General features: G+C 67.1%; 15 protein-coding genes. 6 read left to right on the forward strand and 9 right to left on the reverse strand.

The annotated features are described in order from the left end of the window. The first annotated feature begins 246 nt into the window (after nt 1-246). The 4 genes from OG588_RS07600 to OG588_RS07615 are packed head-to-tail and all read left to right on the forward strand — an operon-like array spanning nt 247 to nt 5,338. Entirely contained in the window at nt 247-1,509 is a 1,263-nt protein-coding gene (locus OG588_RS07600) for an ATP-grasp domain-containing protein (RefSeq protein WP_405946623.1), read from the forward strand. A gap of 52 nt (nt 1,510-1,561) precedes the next feature. Next, nucleotides 1,562-2,812, forward strand: coding sequence for a hypothetical protein (locus OG588_RS07605; RefSeq protein WP_405946624.1), 1,251 nt, complete (start codon nt 1,562-1,564; stop codon nt 2,810-2,812). Beyond that, entirely contained in the window at nt 2,809-4,071 is a 1,263-nt protein-coding gene (locus OG588_RS07610; protein WP_405946625.1) for an MFS transporter, read from the forward strand. The genes OG588_RS07605 and OG588_RS07610 overlap by 4 nt, the downstream gene beginning before the upstream one ends. Then, nucleotides 4,049-5,338 carry an amidase family protein gene (locus OG588_RS07615; protein ID WP_405946626.1) on the forward strand — a complete coding sequence of 430 codons (1,290 nt, stop codon included), beginning with the start codon at nt 4,049-4,051 and terminating at the stop codon, nt 5,336-5,338. Before OG588_RS07610 ends, OG588_RS07615 begins: the two co-directional genes overlap by 23 nt. Here OG588_RS07615 and OG588_RS07620 read toward each other — a convergent pair. Continuing rightward, nucleotides 5,311-6,243 (reverse strand): diiron oxygenase, encoded by a 933-nt coding sequence (locus OG588_RS07620; protein ID WP_405946627.1) that lies wholly within the window; start codon nt 6,241-6,243, stop codon nt 5,311-5,313. The two genes, OG588_RS07615 and OG588_RS07620, sit on opposite strands and share 28 nt — an antisense overlap. Nucleotides 6,244-6,433: 190 nt before the next feature. Here OG588_RS07620 and OG588_RS07625 point away from each other — a divergent pair, with 190 nt between their 5' ends. Continuing rightward, nucleotides 6,434-7,156 (forward strand): class I SAM-dependent methyltransferase, encoded by a 723-nt coding sequence (locus OG588_RS07625; protein ID WP_405946628.1) that lies wholly within the window; start codon nt 6,434-6,436, stop codon nt 7,154-7,156. A 22-nt stretch (nt 7,157-7,178) separates the two neighbouring features. Here the strand turns inward: OG588_RS07625 and OG588_RS07630 are convergent, their stop codons facing one another. From OG588_RS07630 to OG588_RS07660, 7 genes are all read right to left on the reverse strand, one after another. After that, entirely contained in the window at nt 7,179-8,648 is a 1,470-nt protein-coding gene (locus OG588_RS07630) for an aldehyde dehydrogenase family protein (protein ID WP_405946629.1), read from the reverse strand. Beyond that, nucleotides 8,632-9,573 (reverse strand): isocitrate lyase/phosphoenolpyruvate mutase family protein, encoded by a 942-nt coding sequence (locus OG588_RS07635; protein ID WP_405946630.1) that lies wholly within the window; start codon nt 9,571-9,573, stop codon nt 8,632-8,634. The genes OG588_RS07630 and OG588_RS07635 overlap by 17 nt, the downstream gene beginning before the upstream one ends. Nucleotides 9,574-9,669: 96 nt before the next feature. Then, complete coding sequence (locus tag OG588_RS07640; protein WP_405946631.1) at nt 9,670-10,212, reverse strand: thiamine pyrophosphate-dependent enzyme; 543 nt, start codon at nt 10,210-10,212, stop codon at nt 9,670-9,672. After that, nucleotides 10,212-10,727 (reverse strand): hypothetical protein, encoded by a 516-nt coding sequence (locus tag OG588_RS07645; RefSeq protein WP_405946632.1) that lies wholly within the window; start codon nt 10,725-10,727, stop codon nt 10,212-10,214. The genes OG588_RS07640 and OG588_RS07645 overlap by 1 nt, the downstream gene beginning before the upstream one ends. Further along, nucleotides 10,724-11,419, reverse strand: coding sequence for a CDP-alcohol phosphatidyltransferase family protein (locus tag OG588_RS07650; protein WP_405946633.1), 696 nt, complete (start codon nt 11,417-11,419; stop codon nt 10,724-10,726). Before OG588_RS07650 ends, OG588_RS07645 begins: the two co-directional genes overlap by 4 nt. Beyond that, complete coding sequence (gene asnB / locus OG588_RS07655; protein ID WP_405946634.1) at nt 11,416-13,344, reverse strand: asparagine synthase (glutamine-hydrolyzing); 1,929 nt, start codon at nt 13,342-13,344, stop codon at nt 11,416-11,418. Before asnB ends, OG588_RS07650 begins: the two co-directional genes overlap by 4 nt. A 51-nt stretch (nt 13,345-13,395) precedes the next feature. After that, the gene (locus tag OG588_RS07660; RefSeq protein ID WP_405946635.1) at nt 13,396-14,103 is read right to left on the reverse strand and encodes an NTP transferase domain-containing protein; all 708 of its coding nucleotides are present in this window, start codon (nt 14,101-14,103) and stop codon (nt 13,396-13,398) included. 595 nt (nt 14,104-14,698) lie between these two features. Here OG588_RS07660 and OG588_RS07665 point away from each other — a divergent pair. Next, nucleotides 14,699-16,129, forward strand: coding sequence for an alkaline phosphatase family protein (locus tag OG588_RS07665; protein ID WP_405946636.1), 1,431 nt, complete (start codon nt 14,699-14,701; stop codon nt 16,127-16,129). 125 nt (nt 16,130-16,254) lie between these two features. On the opposite strand, the gene OG588_RS07670 is transcribed toward OG588_RS07665, so the two are convergent. After that, complete coding sequence (locus tag OG588_RS07670; RefSeq protein WP_405946637.1) at nt 16,255-17,961, reverse strand: MFS transporter; 1,707 nt, start codon at nt 17,959-17,961, stop codon at nt 16,255-16,257. Nucleotides 17,962-18,180: the final 219 nt, after the last annotated feature.

The following is an 18,180-nucleotide window of genomic DNA, read 5'->3' on the forward strand; positions in this document are numbered from 1 at the left end:
CCGCGCCTGCCTCACCACCGACGCTCCGCAGCCGCCGAGGTCCACGATTTCAACCCGCACCTGACCAGACAACGGCCAAGAAAAGGAATGTAAAACCTTGTCAACCAAGGGAATGTGAAACAACGTCAATTCTCCTCGGCCGCTGGTCATACCTCTCGCACAACAAGGAATAGCGCAGTGTTCACCCGATCTTTCCTGGGTACGGTGACGCGCAGGTTGCCACATATGCGCGAGAGGAGATCCGCTGTGCGGAAAACTGTGTGTCTGGTCGAATCGCCGCGAACGGGTGCGGGGCAGGACGCCGCTCGGAGTCTGGCGAACTGGGGATACCGGACGGTGATCCTGGTCGACCGGCCGGAGAAACTGGACCAGTTTCTGCTGGACGACTATCGGGACATCGGGACGAGCATTGTCGGGTGCGACACCTCGTCGGCATCCGCGATCGCCGAAGCGGCGCGCGAAATCGCGGGAGACGACCTCGCGGGGGTGACCTCCGTGTACGAGTACTTCGTCGCGGTCGCCGCGGAAGCCGCCGCCGCGTTGCATCTGCCGGGCCCCGCGCCGGAAGCCGTGCACCGGTGCAGGTCGAAAGCGGGCATTCGGTCCGCGTGTGACTCCGCGCCCGGTCTGAATCCGCGTTATGAACTCGTGCACGACGTGGCGGGAGCGTTATCCGCCGCCGAGAAGACGGGCTATCCGGTCGTCGTCAAACCCGTCGGCCTGACCGGCAGCGTATTCGTCCGGCGGTGCGACGACGCGTCGGAGGTGGCACGAGTAAGTGGACACATCCTCGGCACCCGCAGCTACCTCGGTGTCGAGATGGACCCGACGGTGGTGGTCGAGGAGTATCTGGCCGGCCCGGAGTACTCGGTGGAGGCGTTCGACGGCCGCGGCCTGGGCATCACCGCGAAGACGAGCGGACCGCTGCCCTACTTCGTCGAGCTGGCCCATCAGTTTCCGGCCACCGTGGAGCCGGGCCTGGCGGCGCTGATCGTCGAGACCGCCGAGCGCGGGCTCCGGGCCGTCGGTCTCGACTGGGGTCCTGCGCACGTCGAGGTGAAGTTCGCCGACCGGGAGCAGCGGATTCCGCGGTTGATCGAGGTCAACCCCCGGGTCGGCGGTGACCGGGTACCGGAACTGGTCCGGCTCGCCACCGGCATCGACCTGACGGCGCGGCACATGGCCGCGGTCGTCGGCAGGCCGTGGCCGGAGTCGTCCGCCGCCGCGGCACCGGCCGCCGCGATCCGGTTCGTCGCGATGCCGGACACCGGCGAGCTGGCCTCGATCGACGGGGTCGAGGACGCCCGGCGCGGCGCCGGGGTGACCGAGGTGCACATCAAGAACCGGATCGGCGATGTGTACCGCTCGCACGGCTCCAACCGCGACCGGATCGCACACGTCATCGCCACCGGCCCGAACGCCGATGACGCGCTCAAGAACGCCACGAGCGCCGCCGACGAGTTGCGGTTCGGCTGGAAGCCGATCGAGGGCGACGCCGAATACGTGTGAGCCCGGGAGAAACACTCCGTCCTTTTGCACACGCCCGAGGAGCGCAGCAATCGTGAAGGTACTCATTCTCAACCGGTTCTCACTCGCCCGCGTTGATTACCGTAAGTGGGCCCGCCCGTCGGACGAGCTGTATCTGATCACCAGCAGTGATGCGGTCTCCGCCGACGAGACCGCCCGCAAGAACGAACTGGCCGGATTCGCGCACACCGAGATCGTCGACGACTACGCCGATTCGGCGCTGCCGGAATACCTGGCGCATCGGCTGCACGATCGGCACGCGTTCGGAAAGCTGCTGGCCATGTCGGAGTTCGACCTTCTCCGGGCCGGTCGGCTCCGTGACGCCTGGGGTATTTCCGGTCAGTCGCAGGCCGAGGCGTCATTGTTCCGCGACAAGATACGCATGAAAGACGTGTTGGCCGAATCCGGTGTCAGGATCGCCGCTTACCGGACCGTCGACGATGTCACCGACCTCGTTCGCGCGGCCCGCGAACTCGGATTCCCGCTCGTGGTCAAACCCCGGCTGGGCGCCGCCTCGGTGGGCGTGACCCTCATCGAGAACGACACGGATCTGGACACTTTCCTCACCCGGAACCCGCTGTCCGTCGGGGACGCTCCGGCCAACCTCATGGCGGAGTCCTTCGTCTCCCACGCGTTGTTCCACATCGACGGGATCGTCGACTCCGGTGAGGTGAAGGTCTGTTGGCCCTCCGAACAGACCACGTCATGTCTGGAGATCACCCAGGGCGCGGTCTGTCTCAGCACCTTCCTCGACGCCGACGATCCCCGGCTGCCGGCCTTGCGGGACATGACCGTCCGCGCGGTCGAGGCTCTCGGCATCGAGGAGACCGCGCTGTTCCACGCGGAGATCTTCGCGTCGGCGGACGGCTTCGTGTTCAACGAGGTCGGGTGCCGGGTCGGCGGGGCCAAGATCCGCGACCAGTTGGAGCACGGCTTCGACGTCGACCCCATCGAGTGGTTCGCCCGCGCCTACCTCGGCAACCCGCTCCACCACACCCTCCGGTCAACGCCCGTACGGCAGACCGGATACGCGCTCGTGCCCCCGCGACCCGGCCTCGTCGAAGCGCTCGGCGAGCTCCAACTGCCCGCGTCCATCACGCTGTTCGAACCGAAGGTCGGCCCCGGTGACGTGATGTCACGACCCACGTCGAGCACCTCCGCGATCGCCTCGTTCGTGGCGGTCGGCGCGACGCAGGCGGACGTGGTCCGTGACCTCGACACCGCTGTCGCCGCCCTGCGTTCGGTACTGGTCGTCCGGGAGCTCCCGGCAGAGTCCGACCGGTGACGGCACCGACTCCCGCCCCCGCGCTGCATCGTGACGCCACGATCCTGGGCTTCGTCGCCGCCCGGGCACTGGCGATCCTGGGCGACCAGACGGTGACGTTCTTCGTCCCGATCGCGGTGTACGGGGCGACGCAGCAGGTCACGTCGTCGGGCATCGCGTTCCTGGTGCAGTGGCTGCCCCGGATCCTGTCGATGCCGGTCTCGGGCGCCTACGTCGACCGCTTCCGCGCCCGGCGGCAACTCGTGGTGGTCGACCTCGCCCGGGTCGCGATGCTGCTGCTGGCCGCGGTCACCGGTTCGCTGCCGTTGCTGGTGGTCGCCGGTGGCGCGGCCACGCTGCTGAACGGGCACTCCACCATCGCGGTGGAGAGCATCCTCGGCCGCCAGGTCGCCCGGGACCGCTACCCGCAGACCCAGGCGAGATTCCAGGCCGCACAGCAACTCGTGACGGTCGCGGGCCCCGCTCTCGGCGGCATGTTGCTCGGCGTCCTGCCGGTCGACGCGGGTCTGGGCGTCATCGCCGCGATCTTCCTGGTCGCCGGGGTGTGGACGGGGCTGTGCTTCCACGCCCTGGACCGGGTGGTGGTCGAAACGGGCGGCGAGAAGCTGTTCCGCCGCCTCGGCACCGGTTTCTCCACGGTGTTCGGCAGCCGCCCGATCCTCTCGCTGATCGCGGTCACCCTCGGCGTCAACCTCACCGCGAGCCTGGTCCTGGCGTCGCTCCCCGCGATCATCATCGGCGACCTCGGCCAATCCGAGCCGACCGTAGGGCTGTTGGCGGCGACAGCGACGGTGGTCAGCTTCCTCGCCGCCCTCCTGACCGCTCCGATCGCCAAGAGACGCGAGGTCGACGTCTTCCTCTGGCCCGTCGCCCTCCTCCTCGTGACCGGCGCCCTGTGCATGATCCTCGCCCACGACGTCATGGTCATGGGCATCGGCTACGGCTGCTGGAGCGCCGGCGTGACGGTCTTCACGATCTGGATGCGCACCTGGCGTATCCGGGTGATCCCGACCGAGCAACTCGGGGCCACGCTGGGGGTGTTCTCCTCGATGATCCTGGCGTCGGCACCACTGGCCGGAGTCATCTTGGCCACGGCGGGCGGCAGTTGGGACCCCCGGACCATCCTGGCTGTCGTCGCCGTCGTCAGCCTCGTAGTGGCACCCGTGTCCCTGGTGGTGTTCCGACGCCAGGTGCGGCCCCCGGTCGTGCCACCGGCACCGCGAATACCATCGGGGCATGGACATGGTTTTCGGTCGTGATCTCGTTTCCGAAACCGGGGCACACGCGGACGTGGCCCGGAACATCCAGACCTCTCTGAAGAGAATCACCGAAACGGATTCCGCAGTCGAGGCATTCGAAGAGGAACCGGACAGGGAAGCCCGGCTGGCCCCGATACCCACAGACAATTCCGGGCCACTGCGCGGGGCCACCCTGGGCGTCAAGGACATCTTCGCCGTCGACGGCCTGCCCACCACGGGCGGTTCGGCGCTCGACCCGGGCGAGTTCACGGGCCCCGAGGCATCCGCGGTCACTCTGCTACGGCGGGCCGGCGCCGTGGTCGTAGGAAAAACAAAGACCGCGGAATTCGCCTGCGTACATCCACCATCGACCCGAAACCCGCACGACCTGCGGCGCACACCCGGCGGTTCCAGCAGCGGTTCCGCGGCGGCCGTGGCGACCGGAGCCGTAGGCCTGGCGGTGGGGACGCAGACGATCGGCTCGGTGATACGGCCGGCGTCCTACTGCGGTGTCGCGGGTTTCAAGTCGACGCAGGGCAGCGTCTCTTTGGACGGGGTCATTCCCTGCGCCCGGAGTTATGACTCGTTCGGGCTTTTCGCCACGTCCGTGTCCGGTCTCGCACTCGGCGCTTCGGTGTTCTTCGAGGACGAGCACCCCATCGGCGGGAAACCCGTCGTGGCCGTGCCCGCCCGTGAATATCTGACGCTGGCCACCGAAACGACGAACGAGGTGTTCGGCGCCGCGGTGCGTGATCTCGCCGCGGCCGGTCTCGACATCGTGCACACGGACCTGGCGACCGACATGGCCGTTTTCTCCAAGACTCAGTCGGTCATTTTCGCCGCCGAATTCGCGCAGGCCCACGAGGATCGCTTCCGTCGGTACGGGAACCTGCTCGGCGCGGGGACCACGGAGGTGATCCGGCGAGGGCTCGGTTTTTCGGAGCGTGAGTACGCGGACGCCGTCGGTGAATTGGCCGAACAGCGCTCCGCCTTCGACGCCAGGATGGATCAGGAGGGCCTCGACCTTGTCGTGGCGCCGGCCGCGACCGATGTGGCGCCGCTTGGCCTTTCGTCCACCGGCAGCCCGGTGATGAGTCTGCCCTGGAGCCACTTCGGCCTGCCCTGCGTGACGATCCCCTTGCCGCGAGGCATCGGGGAGTTGCCCCTCGGACTCCAGCTGGTGGGGCGCCGTCACACAGACATGCGGCTGCTCGGTTGGGCCGGCGAAATCGCCGCCACCATCGGTCAGTTGACGGATCGTCAGCCGGGCAGCAGGCCGCGAGTCTGAGCCTCGTACCGGGCGCCGGGATCGTCGAACGCCTCGATCTCCCGGAGGTATCCGAGGAGCTTCGAGGCGGTCGCGCGGTTGTAGTCGGCCTGGGTCCGCTCGCTGAACGTCTCGGCGAGTACCTGACGCACCGCGTCGGGCTTGAGTCCGTAGCCGCCGAGTTCGGTTCCGATGGACGGCACGTCGGGACGGAGGAACACGTCGATGAGTTCGGGGAAGAGCCGTGCGGAGAAGGCGCGTTCCGCATGGTTCAGGGAGGCCCATAAATAGGTCAGGTAAGAGGCGAAGTAGGCGTGGTGCCGGCCTTCGTCCACCGCGTGGTCGTGCAGGGTGTCGACAACGGCTCCCGACACCTCGCGGGACTTCGATATCTCCGTCAGGGACGCGGTGATGAGTGTTTCCGAGACGATGGTGAAAAGCAGGTCGATGAAGCCCGCCTTGGCCGGATCGTGCTTCTCCTTGAGTGCCGCCAACCGGCGCAGGAAGTACGGCTCTTCGTCGACCTCTGGTGCGATGCCCGTGCGCGCCTGTACTTGCCGCATCAGGTCGACGGAGAAGTATCCGTGGTAGGCCTCGTCGCAGTAGATCTTCAGGGCGTCGAAGCGCATCTGATCCGGGATCGGCACCTGTATGTTGCCCTGCGAGATGCCGAGGACGACGTAGTTGACCACCATGAACTCCAGCTTCGAAGTGAAGTGGAGGTAGCGGTAGAGCTGTTGGGCCAGCAGTCTGCGGAACAGTTCGGGGCGGAGTTCGGCGACGAGTTCGTGCTTCGCGACCGGGACCAGATCCGCGGGGAAGAGGTCGCCGGCGTCGTCGGAAAGCGTGCGGCGCGGACTGGACCGTACGGAGGCGCGACGGTCCCAGTTCGCGAATGGGGTGCGGTAGTCGGGGAGTTTGGCCAATGAATCGTCAAGTTTCGCCGACGAATCGTCGGCCTGTGCTTGGTTGCGTGTTAACTGGCTGATTGGGCAGAATGCAGCAGCCGCACAGCCCGTGAAAAGTCCGACAGTACCGCACATTCTCGATTCTCCTGGAGTTCGTATTCTGAGTTCTGGGGGATTTCGGGGCACTATCCGAGAGGTGAAGCACCGCATGACGACGCAGCCCGGTCGGTGGGCCGAGGAAGAGTTCAAGACCGTCACCGAGGAGCAGTTGGCCGAGCAGTTGGCGTACTACTCGAGTCGTGCGGGGGAATACGACGACTGGTGGCTACGGCGGGGATCCTTCGACAAGGGCGAGGCCGCGAACGAGGTCTGGTTCCGCGAGGCGGAGCTCGTCCGATCCGTACTGCACTCGGTCGAGCTCGGCGCCGACGTTCTCGAACTCGCCCCCGGTACGGGCACTTGGAGCGTTCACCTCGCCCCGCGCGCCCGGAACCTCCTGCTGGTCGACGGGTCGGCCGAGATGCTCGCGCAGAACCCGGTGGCCAAGGAGGAACAGGTCCGGACCGAGATCGCGGACCTGTTCACCTGGGAGACCGACGAGCGGTTCGACGCGATCGTGTTCACTTTCTGGATCTCGCATGTCCCGCGCGAACGGCTCCGTCCTTTCTTCCGTTCGCTGGGGAGTTGGCTACGGCCCGGCGGTCGGCTGTTCTTCGTCGACGATCTGCCGCTCGCGACCACCGAACCGCATGTGGACGGCGCGGCCGGGCAGACCATGACGCGTCGGCTCAACAGTGGTGAGAGCGCGACCATCGTCAAGAACTTCTACCCGGCCGCCGAACTCGTCGCCGCCGCCGATGAGTTCGGAATCGATCTGGAAGTGCGGGAGAGCGAGACGTACTTCCAGTACGGCACCGGCCGCAGGCGCTGAGTCGCGGGTCGCGGCGGAGTGGTCAGCCGACACCGATCGTCGCCGTTCTGAGTTCGGTGAAGAACTCGATCGCGTCGTCGGCGCACTCCGCCGGGCCCACCTGGGACTCCTTGGTCCCGATGTGCGGCATGTGCGGAAACGCGCCCACGCCAGGCCGGTTGACGTGCAGCATGCCGGCCTCGGCCTCGGTGAGGAACCGGCCGATGAGCGGCAGGCTGGCCGTGAACAGGGTGGCCGACATGCCGTACCGGACGGAGTTGTTGATGGCCACGGCCTCGTCGAAGTCACGGCAGCGCAGGACCACCAGGATCGGGCCGAACACCTCGGTGTTGGCCAGCGGCGCGTCCGCGGCGATTCCGGTGAGTACCGTCGGGGCCATGAAGTAGCCGCCGTCCTCGGTGACCACCGCGGTCCCACCGGTGACGAGTTGGGCGCCCTCGTGCACGGCCGCGGACACGGCGTCCAGGCAGCGTTCGAGGGCGGCGCTGTTGATCAGCGGACCGAGATCGGTCCCTGGATCGTCCGGGCGGCCCACCCGTAGCGCGTTCGCGCGGGCCGCCAGCAGTTCGACGAACTGCTCGAAGACGTCGTCCTGGACGATGGCCCGGCTGGTCGCGGAACACCGCTGACCGGCCTGCCCGAAGGCGCCGTGCGCGACGGCGTGGGCCGCCTTCTCCAGATCGGCGTCCGCCAGTACAACTACCGCGTTTTTCCCGCCCATTTCGAGCTGGGTCCGGGTGAGCGACGCGGCGGCGGCTGCCTGGACACGGCGGCCGACGTCGACGCTCCCGGTGAAGGACACCCCTTTGACCAGGGCGTGTTCGACGAGGGCGGCCCCGGTCGGGCCGTCTCCGTGCACGAGGTTGACCACACCGGCCGGAACTCCCGCCTCATGGGCCAGAGTTACCAGCCGCTGTGCGGTGAACGGGGCCAGCGGTGACGGCTTCAGCACCACCGTGCAGCCGGCCACCAGGGCGGGGGCCAGCTTCCACACCGGGATGGCCAGCGGGAAGTTCCACGGCGTGATGAGCCCGACGACGCCGATCGGGTGGCGTGTGGTGGAGCTCCAGGTGTCCGGGCTGTCGGACGGCAGCGTCCGGCCCCCGAGCCGTCGGCCCAGCCCGGCTGCGAACCGGACGATCTCGATCGACCGGGCCACCTCCGCGTCCGCCTCCGCCCCGGTCTTGCCGTGTTCCGCGGTGATCAGCCGGGCCAGTTCGGCACGGTCCCGCTCCATCAGCGCGGCCAGCCGGTGGACGAGGTCCGCGCGGGCGATGGATCCCAACCTCCGCCACTCCGGGAGCTGTTCGTGTGCCGTCCTGACCGCGCTGTCGACAACTCCCCGGTCCGCGACGGGAATCCGGCCTAAGGACGTACCCGGCCGGGCGGGGTTCACTTTCTCCAACAGGGCACCGACCTGGAGGTGTTGGCCGCCGACGAGGTGTGCGCCCGGCTGGATGCGGTCGGTCCGCACATCAACGCTCGACGACATCAGCGTTCCTCCGCTCTTCCCGGGCGCCGTTCAGGATCTGCTTGGCCACGCCCTGGCCGATCGACTCGAACCGGTCCTCGGCGGAGAGCAGTGCGGCCACGTCCTGGTACTTGAACACATCGCCCAGCGGCGCCAGTTGGTTCTCCACGGGGGCTGCCGTGCCCTCGGCGAGGATGGACCCGAGTATGCGGCGGACCGAGGTGATGGCACCCCGCAGACCCTGGTTGGCGTAGATCGCGAGCGAGGCTCCGCCGGCCCTCAGCTCCTCCATCGTCACGCTGTTGTACGTCGTCGGGACGACCACGATCGGCAGCTCGCCGTCGTAGGCGGCGCAGAACGAGTAGATCTCGTCCGGTGTGGTGCGCTTGGAGTGGATCAACAGGGCGTCCGCGCCCGCGAGTTCGTACGCCTCGGCCCGGCGCAGGGCTTCGTCCAGGCCGTAGCCGGAGATGAACGCCTCGATGCGGGCGATGATGACGAAGTCCTCGGTGACACGTGTCGCCACCGCGGCGGCGATCTTGCCCGCGAAGTCCTCGATGGGGACGAGGGCCTGGTTGCCGGCGACGAAGCTGTTGAGCTTGGGGAAGGTCTTGTCCTCGATGCAGACGCCCTGGACCCCGGCGGCCTCGTAACTGCGCACCATGTGGACGACGTTGCCGATGCCGCCGAATCCGGAGTCGCAGTCCGCGAGGACCGGGACGGACACCTTCTCGACCATCGCCCGGGCCACGGCGAGGCATTCGTTCATGCTGAGGATGTTGGCGTCGGGGACGCCCAGCGAGGCGGAGATCTCCAGCCCGCTCGCCCAGACCACGTCGAAGCCCGCCTGCTCGACGAGTTGAGCGGTCAGCGGGTTGTGGGCGCCGGCCGCTTTGGCGAGGTCGGCGTCGTGCAGCAGGGCGCGCAGGGACTTTACCGGTGACATTGATGTTCTCCCTTGCGGAGATGGGGTGACCGAGCGGCGACGTCTTGGCCGAACGGTGGTTGATGGGCCGGGCGCTGAATTCCGGCTGAGCGCCTGTTACTTGGCCGCGAGGAGGTGGGTGAAGCGCTCGCGCAGCTCGTGCGGGGTGTGCGCGACGCGGCGGCCGACGGGCTCGCTGCGCGGCCGGACCTTCGCGTGGACGAAGGCGGGGAAGGCGTCGATCGCCGCCCAGTCGATGTCCGGTGTGTGCACGGAGATCGCCCGGCGATAGCCGAAGGCCAGTGCGGCGGAGACGGGGTCCTCGAACGGCACCGTGCGCTGGCCGCCGGTGCTGCCGTGGACACCGTTGTCGAGTACGACGTGGAGCAGCCGTGCCCCGGTCGCCCCGACGCTCAGCATGCCGCCGGTGTTCATGGCCAGCGAGCCGTCACCGTCGAGTACCACGACCGGCCGGCCGGGATCGGCCAGGGCGACTCCGACGCCGACGGGAGCGGCCATGCCCATGGAGCCGACGAGATAGAAATTCCCGTCGCGGTCCTGGAAGTTGAACAGGTCGCGGGAGATGTGCCCGCAGGTCGAGATCACCGCGGCGGTGGGGAACGCCGTCAACACCGAGCGGAACATGTCCTCGTACTGCATCAGACCCCCGAGGTGATCAGGACGGCCACCGCGCGGTTGCCGTCGTCGTGGAGGTCCACCGCGGCGTCGATCGCCCGGGCGGGGTCTTCCGGGTCCAGGAGCACATGCCCGATTCCTACGGCGTCGAGGACACGGAGCAGTTCGCGGCCGATGATGTCGTGCTCGACGGCGTCCGTGTCGTCGAAGCCGCGCCAACTCAGCAGCACCAGTGGGTTGATGCCGTAGATCTGGGTGAGCGAGGTGAAGGAGTTCAGGCTGTAGCCGAGCCCGGAGTTCTGCATCAGGACGAACGGGGTCCGGCCGCCGAGCCGGGCGCCGACCGCGATGCCGACAGCGGTGTCCTCACGTGGCGCGGGGACATAGGTCAGCCCCAACTCGCTTGTGGTGTCGGGCGATTCGAGGTGCCGGAACAGGCCGGTCAGGAGGGAGCAGGGCACTCCTGTGGCGAAGTCGAAGCTGTGCGCGGCGAGTTGTTCCAGGGTGCGGAGCGCGACGTCCGTCGCCACCTGGGTCATGACCCGATTCCCTGGGCCGCGTAGCCGAAGAGGACGGCGGTCAGCGCGAAGCAGAGAACCAGAAATCCCTTGAGATAACGCCCGCGGAGTTTCGGTACCGTGAAAGGCGCGACATTCAGGATCGCGACCGCGAATCCGGCCGCCGCGGCGCCGCCGATCGCGGCGCCCGGCGCCAGTGCCCAGAGGACGAGCAGCACAAGGGCGACCACCACCGGGTTGTAGAAGATCGGCATCCCCGAGAATTTCCCCCCGTCGAGTCCGTAGACGTTGAAATAGGCGAGCCGGGTGACGCCGGCGACGACTATCAGGGCGGCCGGGATCAGCAGGAACGCATTCCAGTTCCCCACCGCGAGGACCAGTACGGCCGGTCCGACACCGCTGCAGACGGCGTCCGCCAACGAGTCCAGCTGGAGTCCCAGCGAGGACATGTACGCGGGCCGGTTCTTGGTGCTTCGGGCGATCGGCCCGTCGAAGCAGTCCAGGATGACCGCGATCACCCCCATCGCGGCGGATAACTGGAGCCGTCCCTGTGCGGCGAAGTAGATGCCGAGAAGGCCGCTCACCACACCGGCGATGGTGCAGAGGTTCGCCCAGTCCGCCAATAAGGAGAGGATCGTCGGATTGTCCCGACCGGCTGGATCAGTCGGCTTGGTCGGTTCGGCCAGCTCGGCCTGGGCGTTCTGCTGAGTCATGCGTCCACCACGTTCTGCAGCCAGAGTTCGACGTTCATGTACATCCAGACCTTCTTTCCGTAGAAGTCGTGATCCAGGTTCTGTGGATTCGACAGGAACTGTTCCATCCGGCGTGGATCGAATATCCCGCGCCGGGTCGCGAGCGGGTCGAGGAGGATGTCCTTGGCCTCGTCGAGCATTCCGGCCCGCATCCAGTCGTCCAGCGGTGTGGGAAAGCCCATCTTCTTGCGCTGGGTCAGTTCGCGGGGCAGATAGCGCTCGGCGAGCTTCCGCAGCAGGGTCTTCGTCGTGTCCAGGCTCTCGGAGGCGTCGAAGGCGGGCGTGGAGACGGAACGGAACTGGGACCAGCGGCTGTTCCAGCGCATTTTGTATTTGACCGGCATCCGGACGAACGTCTCGATGAGTTCCGCGTCCACGAAGGGAACGCGTCCTTCGAGGCTGGCCGCCATGCCGATGGTGTCGACCTTGTCGAGGATCGCGCCGATGTGCAGGTGCTGGAAAGCGTGCAGCACCGAGTCGTAGGGGTTGCCCTTCCGCGAGCGGCCGAAGGATGCCTCGAACGGATACCGGGTGGCGCGATCGCCGTTGAGAATCGCTCGGGATTCGGCGGTGAAGAGTTCGTTCTTCTCCTCGAACGGCACCCAGTTGTAGACGCGGTAGAAGTGTTCGAGGTGGCTTCGTACATCGAGATTGGCCAGTACGGAGGTCTGGCTGGGACCGCGTCCGGAGATTATTCGTTCGACCGCGTCTGCGGGAAGTATTTTCCGTAGGGCGCCGATTTTCTTCCAGTCCAACGGCGATCGCATGACGCGTCCATAGCCGCCGAACAGTTCGTCCGCGCCGTCGCCGGAAAGGGCCACGGTGACGTCGTGTTTCATGAGCTTGGACAGCTCCAGGACGGCGATCTCCTGAGGAATGCTCAGGGGGGCGTCCCGGTGCCGGATGAGCGGCACCAGACCCTTGCGGTAGTCCTCGTGGCCTACGACGAGGTGCTGATGCTCGGCGCCGACCTCCCTGGCGACGGCCTCGGCGAACCTGCCCTCGTCGTACGCGCCGTCGCCGTACCCCACCGAGAAGGTCTTGATGGGCCGGTCGCTCATTCTGGCCATCATGGCCACGATCAGGCTGGAGTCGAGCCCGCCGCTGAGGTAGGCGCCCAGGGGCACTTCGGACACCATGCAGCGGCGGATCGACTGCTCCAGCAGGTGGTCGGCGCGGTCCAGCCAGTCCGCCTCGGAGGTGGTCCGGTCGATGTCCGGGACCGGAAGGCTCCAGTACTGACGGACCTTGATCTCGGTGCCCTTGACAGTGAGCACATGGCCGGGGAGGACCTTTTCGATGCCGTCGAAATAGCTCACTCCCCATACCGGCTGTCGGAAGGTCAGATAGCTCGATATGCCGTCCAGGCTGGGCACCCGGCGGAATTCGGGGTGCGCGAAGATGGACTTCATCTCCGAGCCGAACAGGAACTGCGCACCGACCTGTGCCCAGTAGAGCGGCTTGATACCCAGCCGGTCCCGCGCGAGGGTCAGTGTTCCCGTGCGCGGATCATGGATCCCGAAGGCGAACATTCCCACGAGTTCGTCCACGACCCGCTCGCCCCATTGCAGGTATCCCCTCAGGATGGACTCGGTGTCGCTCGTCGTCCGAAACCGGTGGCCAAGCCCCTCCAAACGGGCACGCAGTTCACGGTAGTTGTAGATTTCGCCGTTGAAGACGAGGGCCACACCGCTGTGCTCGTCCGTCATCGGCTGGTGTCCGTGCGGCACGTCGATGACGCTGAGCCGCTGGAAACCTAACCCGATCGGACCGTCGATGTGCAGGCCGTTTTCGTCGGGACCGCGATGGACCAGGCACTCGGTCATCATTTTGAGCAGGTCGGTCTGGTCGAAATTCCGTCCGTCGGTCTGGAAAACGCCTGCCACGCCACACATTGCCGTTTCCTCCCTTTTGTGGACTGCTCGAAACTCTATGAGCTACTCGAAGCGTTCCTTCGCGAGCAGATAGTCGTCCTCGTCGTCGATCTCGGCCCATTCGTCGGTCTTGGCATCGACGAAAGAGACCGGGACGGCCTTGCTGACCTCGGTCATGACCGAGGTGAAGTAGGCGTCCGTGCCACGGCCGGCGGTCATTTCCGCGACGACGGCATCGGCGAGCAGGTCGGCCGCTGCACTGGTCGCGCTCAGGAATCCCACGTAGTTCCCGTCCGCGTCGGCCGGAGCGATGTAGTTTCCCATGTCCACGCTTCCGTCGTACGCGCGACGCACCCGCATGGTGCCGGTCAGTCTCGTGGAGAGGTCGACCAGCAGATGGATTCCGGCCAGCCCGTCCCACAGATCCGCCATGGCCTGATCGGACACGACGACGTCACCGAAGAGCACGGCACAGTCGTGGCCACGCAGCAGCTGGGCGTGGGTAGCGAGTGTCCAGAGGTTATTGGTGCTTTCGAAGTCCGGATAGTAATGCAGAGTCGCACGGGCGCCGACTTCTTGGGCGATCTGTTCGGCTTCGTGGCCGACTATGACATGAACATCAGTGACGCCGTTCAGACCGAGTTGGTTCAGCACCCGGGATATCAGTGTCTCTCCGTCGATCCGGATCAGACACTTCGGCTGCCCTTCGGTTATGCCCCTGGCTCGGGTACCCCGGCCGGCGCAGAGCAGGATTGCACGACGATACGTCATTACTTCTCCTCGGAGCACAACACGTTCCGCAACGCTTCAACACCGTACGGATCGGTCACGTCCAAGTGAAGCTTGACTAACTTAAATATGTCCGACGATTGCTTATGCATTGCAAAGAGCTCGCCAATGTACTGAACGTGAGTTTTTCTTTGCGGTGGCATGGGGGATTTCGGAGAGTCAGCCGCGCGTAATAAATCGTCGCGCTGCGTGATCGGCGCTGGACAGGAGGGCGGCGGCACGTGCGGTCGGTGGCACGCTCGCGCGCCGTGGCCCCTGTTTATGTCCGCAAAGAGGTAGTTGAGCCTCCGCTTACGGGGAGGTCGCCCCGTATTGACGTCCGGACCTCGCGCCAAGCTCAGGCAACGGCGGAACAACGGCCGTGCAACACCGGTCACGGCTTGGCCAACCCCTGCCCGAGCTTTGAGCACTTGTTCACCACAGGTCCTCTCCCAACTCGCCTGTCGGCCAAGGAAGATGATCGCGCGGACAGGGTCTGCCACCGGGACCGTCACGGCCCGCTGCTCGGGCGTGACCCACAGCGATGGCACGGAAAATTTCCCGCCGCGAACTGACGCATCCTCAAGAAGGGGCAATCATGGCCGAGTTAACGCGCCGTAGACTCCTGGGATCGGCCGCGGGCGCGCTGGGCGGCGCCGCGGCGTTCTCCGTCCTCCCGCCGAGCATCCAGCAGGCTGTCGCGGCCGGACCGGTGAAGGGTTCGCTCGACGACATCGAGCATGTCGTCCTGCTGATGCAGGAGAACCGGTCGTTCGACCACTACTTCGGCACGCTGTCCGGTGTGCGCGGCTTCGCCGACCCGGACGCGCTCAGGCTCGACTCCGGCAGGTCCGTGTTCTACCAGCCGGACGCGGTGAACCCGAAGGGGTATCTGCTCCCCTTCCACCTCGACACCCACACCTCCAGCGCGCAGGCCATCCCGTCCACCAGCCACGCCTGGGACGTGCAGCACTCCGCCTGGAACAACGGCAAGATGGACAACTGGCTGCCGGCCCACCGCGCCGCCGACGGCACCGACGGCCCCTATGTGATGGGCTATTACGACCGGCGGGACATTCCGTTCCAGTTCGCTCTCGCCGACGCCTTCACCGTCTGCGATGCCTACCACTGCTCGGTGCTCGGCCCGACCTGGCCGAACCGGATGATGTGGATGACGGGCACCATCGACCCGGGCGGCACCCAGGGCGGCCCCGTCACCAGCAACGTGGTGCCGCCGACGCCGTTCCGCTGGACGACGTATGCGGAGCGGCTTCAGGCGGCCGGGATCAGCTGGAAGTCGTACCACGAGGAGGACGACGCGTTCGGCTGCAACGTCCTGGTGCAGTTCCAGGCGTTCGCGGACTCCAAGCCGGGCTCGGACCTGTACGAGCGTGCCGTACGCCCCATGCCCGCGGGCACGTTCGAGGACGACGCCCGCAACGACCGTCTCCCGGCGGTGTCCTGGATCATCCCGACGAGCCTGACCTCCGAGCACCCGGACTATCTCCCGGCGGCCGGCGCGGAGTGGGTCGCGTCGAAGATCGAGGCCGTGGCCTCGAACCCGAGGCTGTGGAAGAAGACGGCCTTCATCCTCAACTACGACGAGAACGACGGCCTGTTCGACCACGTCGTGCCACCGACCGCGCCCGCGGGTACAGCGAACGAGTACGTCGGCGGCCTGCCGGTCGGTGCCGGGTTCCGGGTCCCGGCGATTCTCATCTCGCCCTGGACCGTGGGTGGTTGGGTGGCCACGGAGACCTTCGACCACACCTCGGTCCTCCAGTTCCTGGAGCGGTGGACGGGGGTGGAGGAGCCGAACATCAGCGACTGGCGCCGGGACACCTTCGGCGACCTCACCTCCGCGTTCCGCTTCCGCGACGCCCGTCCGCGCCCACCGAGGCTGCCGCAGGACACGGCGGAGCAGTTGGAGAAGGCGAAGGAGGAGGTGGCGACATTGCCGGCCCCGACCCTGCCCGGCGCCGACCAGTCCTTCCCCCAGCAGGAGAAGGGACGTAGGCCGCAGGTGTGAGCGGCGGCTGAGGTCTGCCGGTACCCGGTGACGGGAGAGCGGTGAGGGCAAGCCCTTCCGCGCTCCCGTCACCGGAGCCTCCCGTGGCCCAACAAGTGGTGCCCCGGCGACAGTTGACGCGCCGATCAGGCCTCGCTGGTGGCAAGCGCGGCCAACTCCCGGTCCACGGCGTCCTGGTGGACCCTGGCGTCCTCGCGGGCCTTCTTCGGGCTCCAGCGGCCGGCCATCACGAACACGAAGGGCAGGAAGAGGACTTGGCCGCCCACACAGATCCACCACCAGGTGCGCCACTCCCCGGGACCGTTCTTCACGGCCTTCTGCACCTCCGGCCCGTGCTCCTTGAGCACCTTGAGCTGCGGCTGTGCCTTCTGTACGACGGCGAGGTCGGCGGCGCCGACCTCCTTGACCGCTTGGGCGGCCAGGGCGGGGGGCGTCGTGGTCGGCGTGTACTTGCCCAGTTCGGCGAAGAGTTGGGGGTGCGCGTCGACGATGGCGAGTGCCGGGGCGGCCTGTTTCGTCGCGGCCGCCACCTCGGCGCCGTGCTCGACGAGCGGGGTGACGGAGGTGACGAGCACCGGGATGAACGCGGCCGACACGGCGACCACTATGCGTACCGTCCAGCCCCAGACCGCGAGCCCTGCGGCGGTCGCGGCCGGGTTCCGCTTCTCCACGGTCTCGGTGAAGCTCGCCATCCACGGCGCGTAGGCGACCCCGCTGAACACACCGATCGCGACGAACAGCCAGGCGAAGGTGTAGTAGCCGGTCGTCGCGTGGGTCGCCAGGGAGGCGAAGATCGCGGTCGCCACAATCGCACCGATCCCGCCGACGATCATGAAGGGCTTGCGCACCAGCAGCCGGTCGGAAAGCAGGCCTGCCACGATCAGCGCGAGGGCGTTCGCGGCCCAGTACCAGTTGGCCAGGCCGTTGGTGCGCTGCTCGCTGTAGCCGAAGGTGGTCGAGAAGTAGACGACGAAGTTGCCGACGGCTGCGTAGTAGAGCAGCAGGAAGACGGCGATCGCGAAGGCGGAGCCGAGGATGTCCAGGCGCAGCATCTGGCGCCACTCACCGCGCCGTACCGCCTCGGTGTCCAGTCCCTTGGCGCGGGCCTCGACCAGGGCCCGGTCGCGCAGGCTGACCATGATCTGGTCGCGCAGCCCCGGCGACAGCTCGCGCAGGGCGATCAGGGTGATGACGAACACGACCAGCCCGGCCGCCCCGGAGTAGCGCAGCTCGTCCTGCCAGCCGGCGGTGTCGAGCGTGCTGCTGGTGACCGAGGTGACGACCAGGCTGCCGATGACCGGGCCCATCGTCCAGTAGCCCATCGCGGTGGCACGGCCGAGCTGCGGTGAGAAGTCGCGGATCAGCGCCGGGGTCGCGACCAACACGATGCCCTCGATGAAGCTCACGACGGCGAACAGCACCAAGTAGGCCGTCTTGTCACCCGCGTTGGGCAGTCCGAAGAAGACGAGGAGCGCGGCGACCAGCAGTCCGTAGACCACGAGGTTGGCCCGTCCCCAGCGGTCCGCGAGGCCGGCCACCAGGGAGGCGAAGGCCCCGATCGCGTTGCCGATGACCGAGACCCACACGAAGTAGCGGTAGGTCATGTCGAAGTGGGTGATGATCGACGTCGCCACCGCGTACTGGATGTAGAGCATGTAGTAGAGCACGACGGTCGTGACCACCACGATCGCCAGGTACGACATGCGTCGCCCGGTGGCCGGATACGCCGCCAGGTCGCGGCGGTACAGCCGGGTGAGCGAGCCGCGAGCGCCGGTGCCGAACGCGGCGGCACCGGGGCCTCGCGTGTCGGAAGGTGCGGAGGCGGAGGGCATACGACTCCCTTTGGAACGTGCGGGGACGAAGGGGGCGGTGGGAGGTGGGGGCTCCTTCCGTTCCGGCGGAGGCTAGTACCGACCAGTCGGTACGGCTAGATGTGCGACACGACTTCCTTGGACGTCGCCGCGGGTTGCCCGCGCCTGTTACTGGGGGCTGTTACAGGTGCCTGATCAGGCCTTATACACGGCCGACAGCTGACCGACAGGGACGTTTTA

The organism is Streptomyces prunicolor, assembly GCF_045162825.1.
GTDB lineage: Bacteria > Actinomycetota > Actinomycetes > Streptomycetales > Streptomycetaceae > Streptomyces > Streptomyces prunicolor.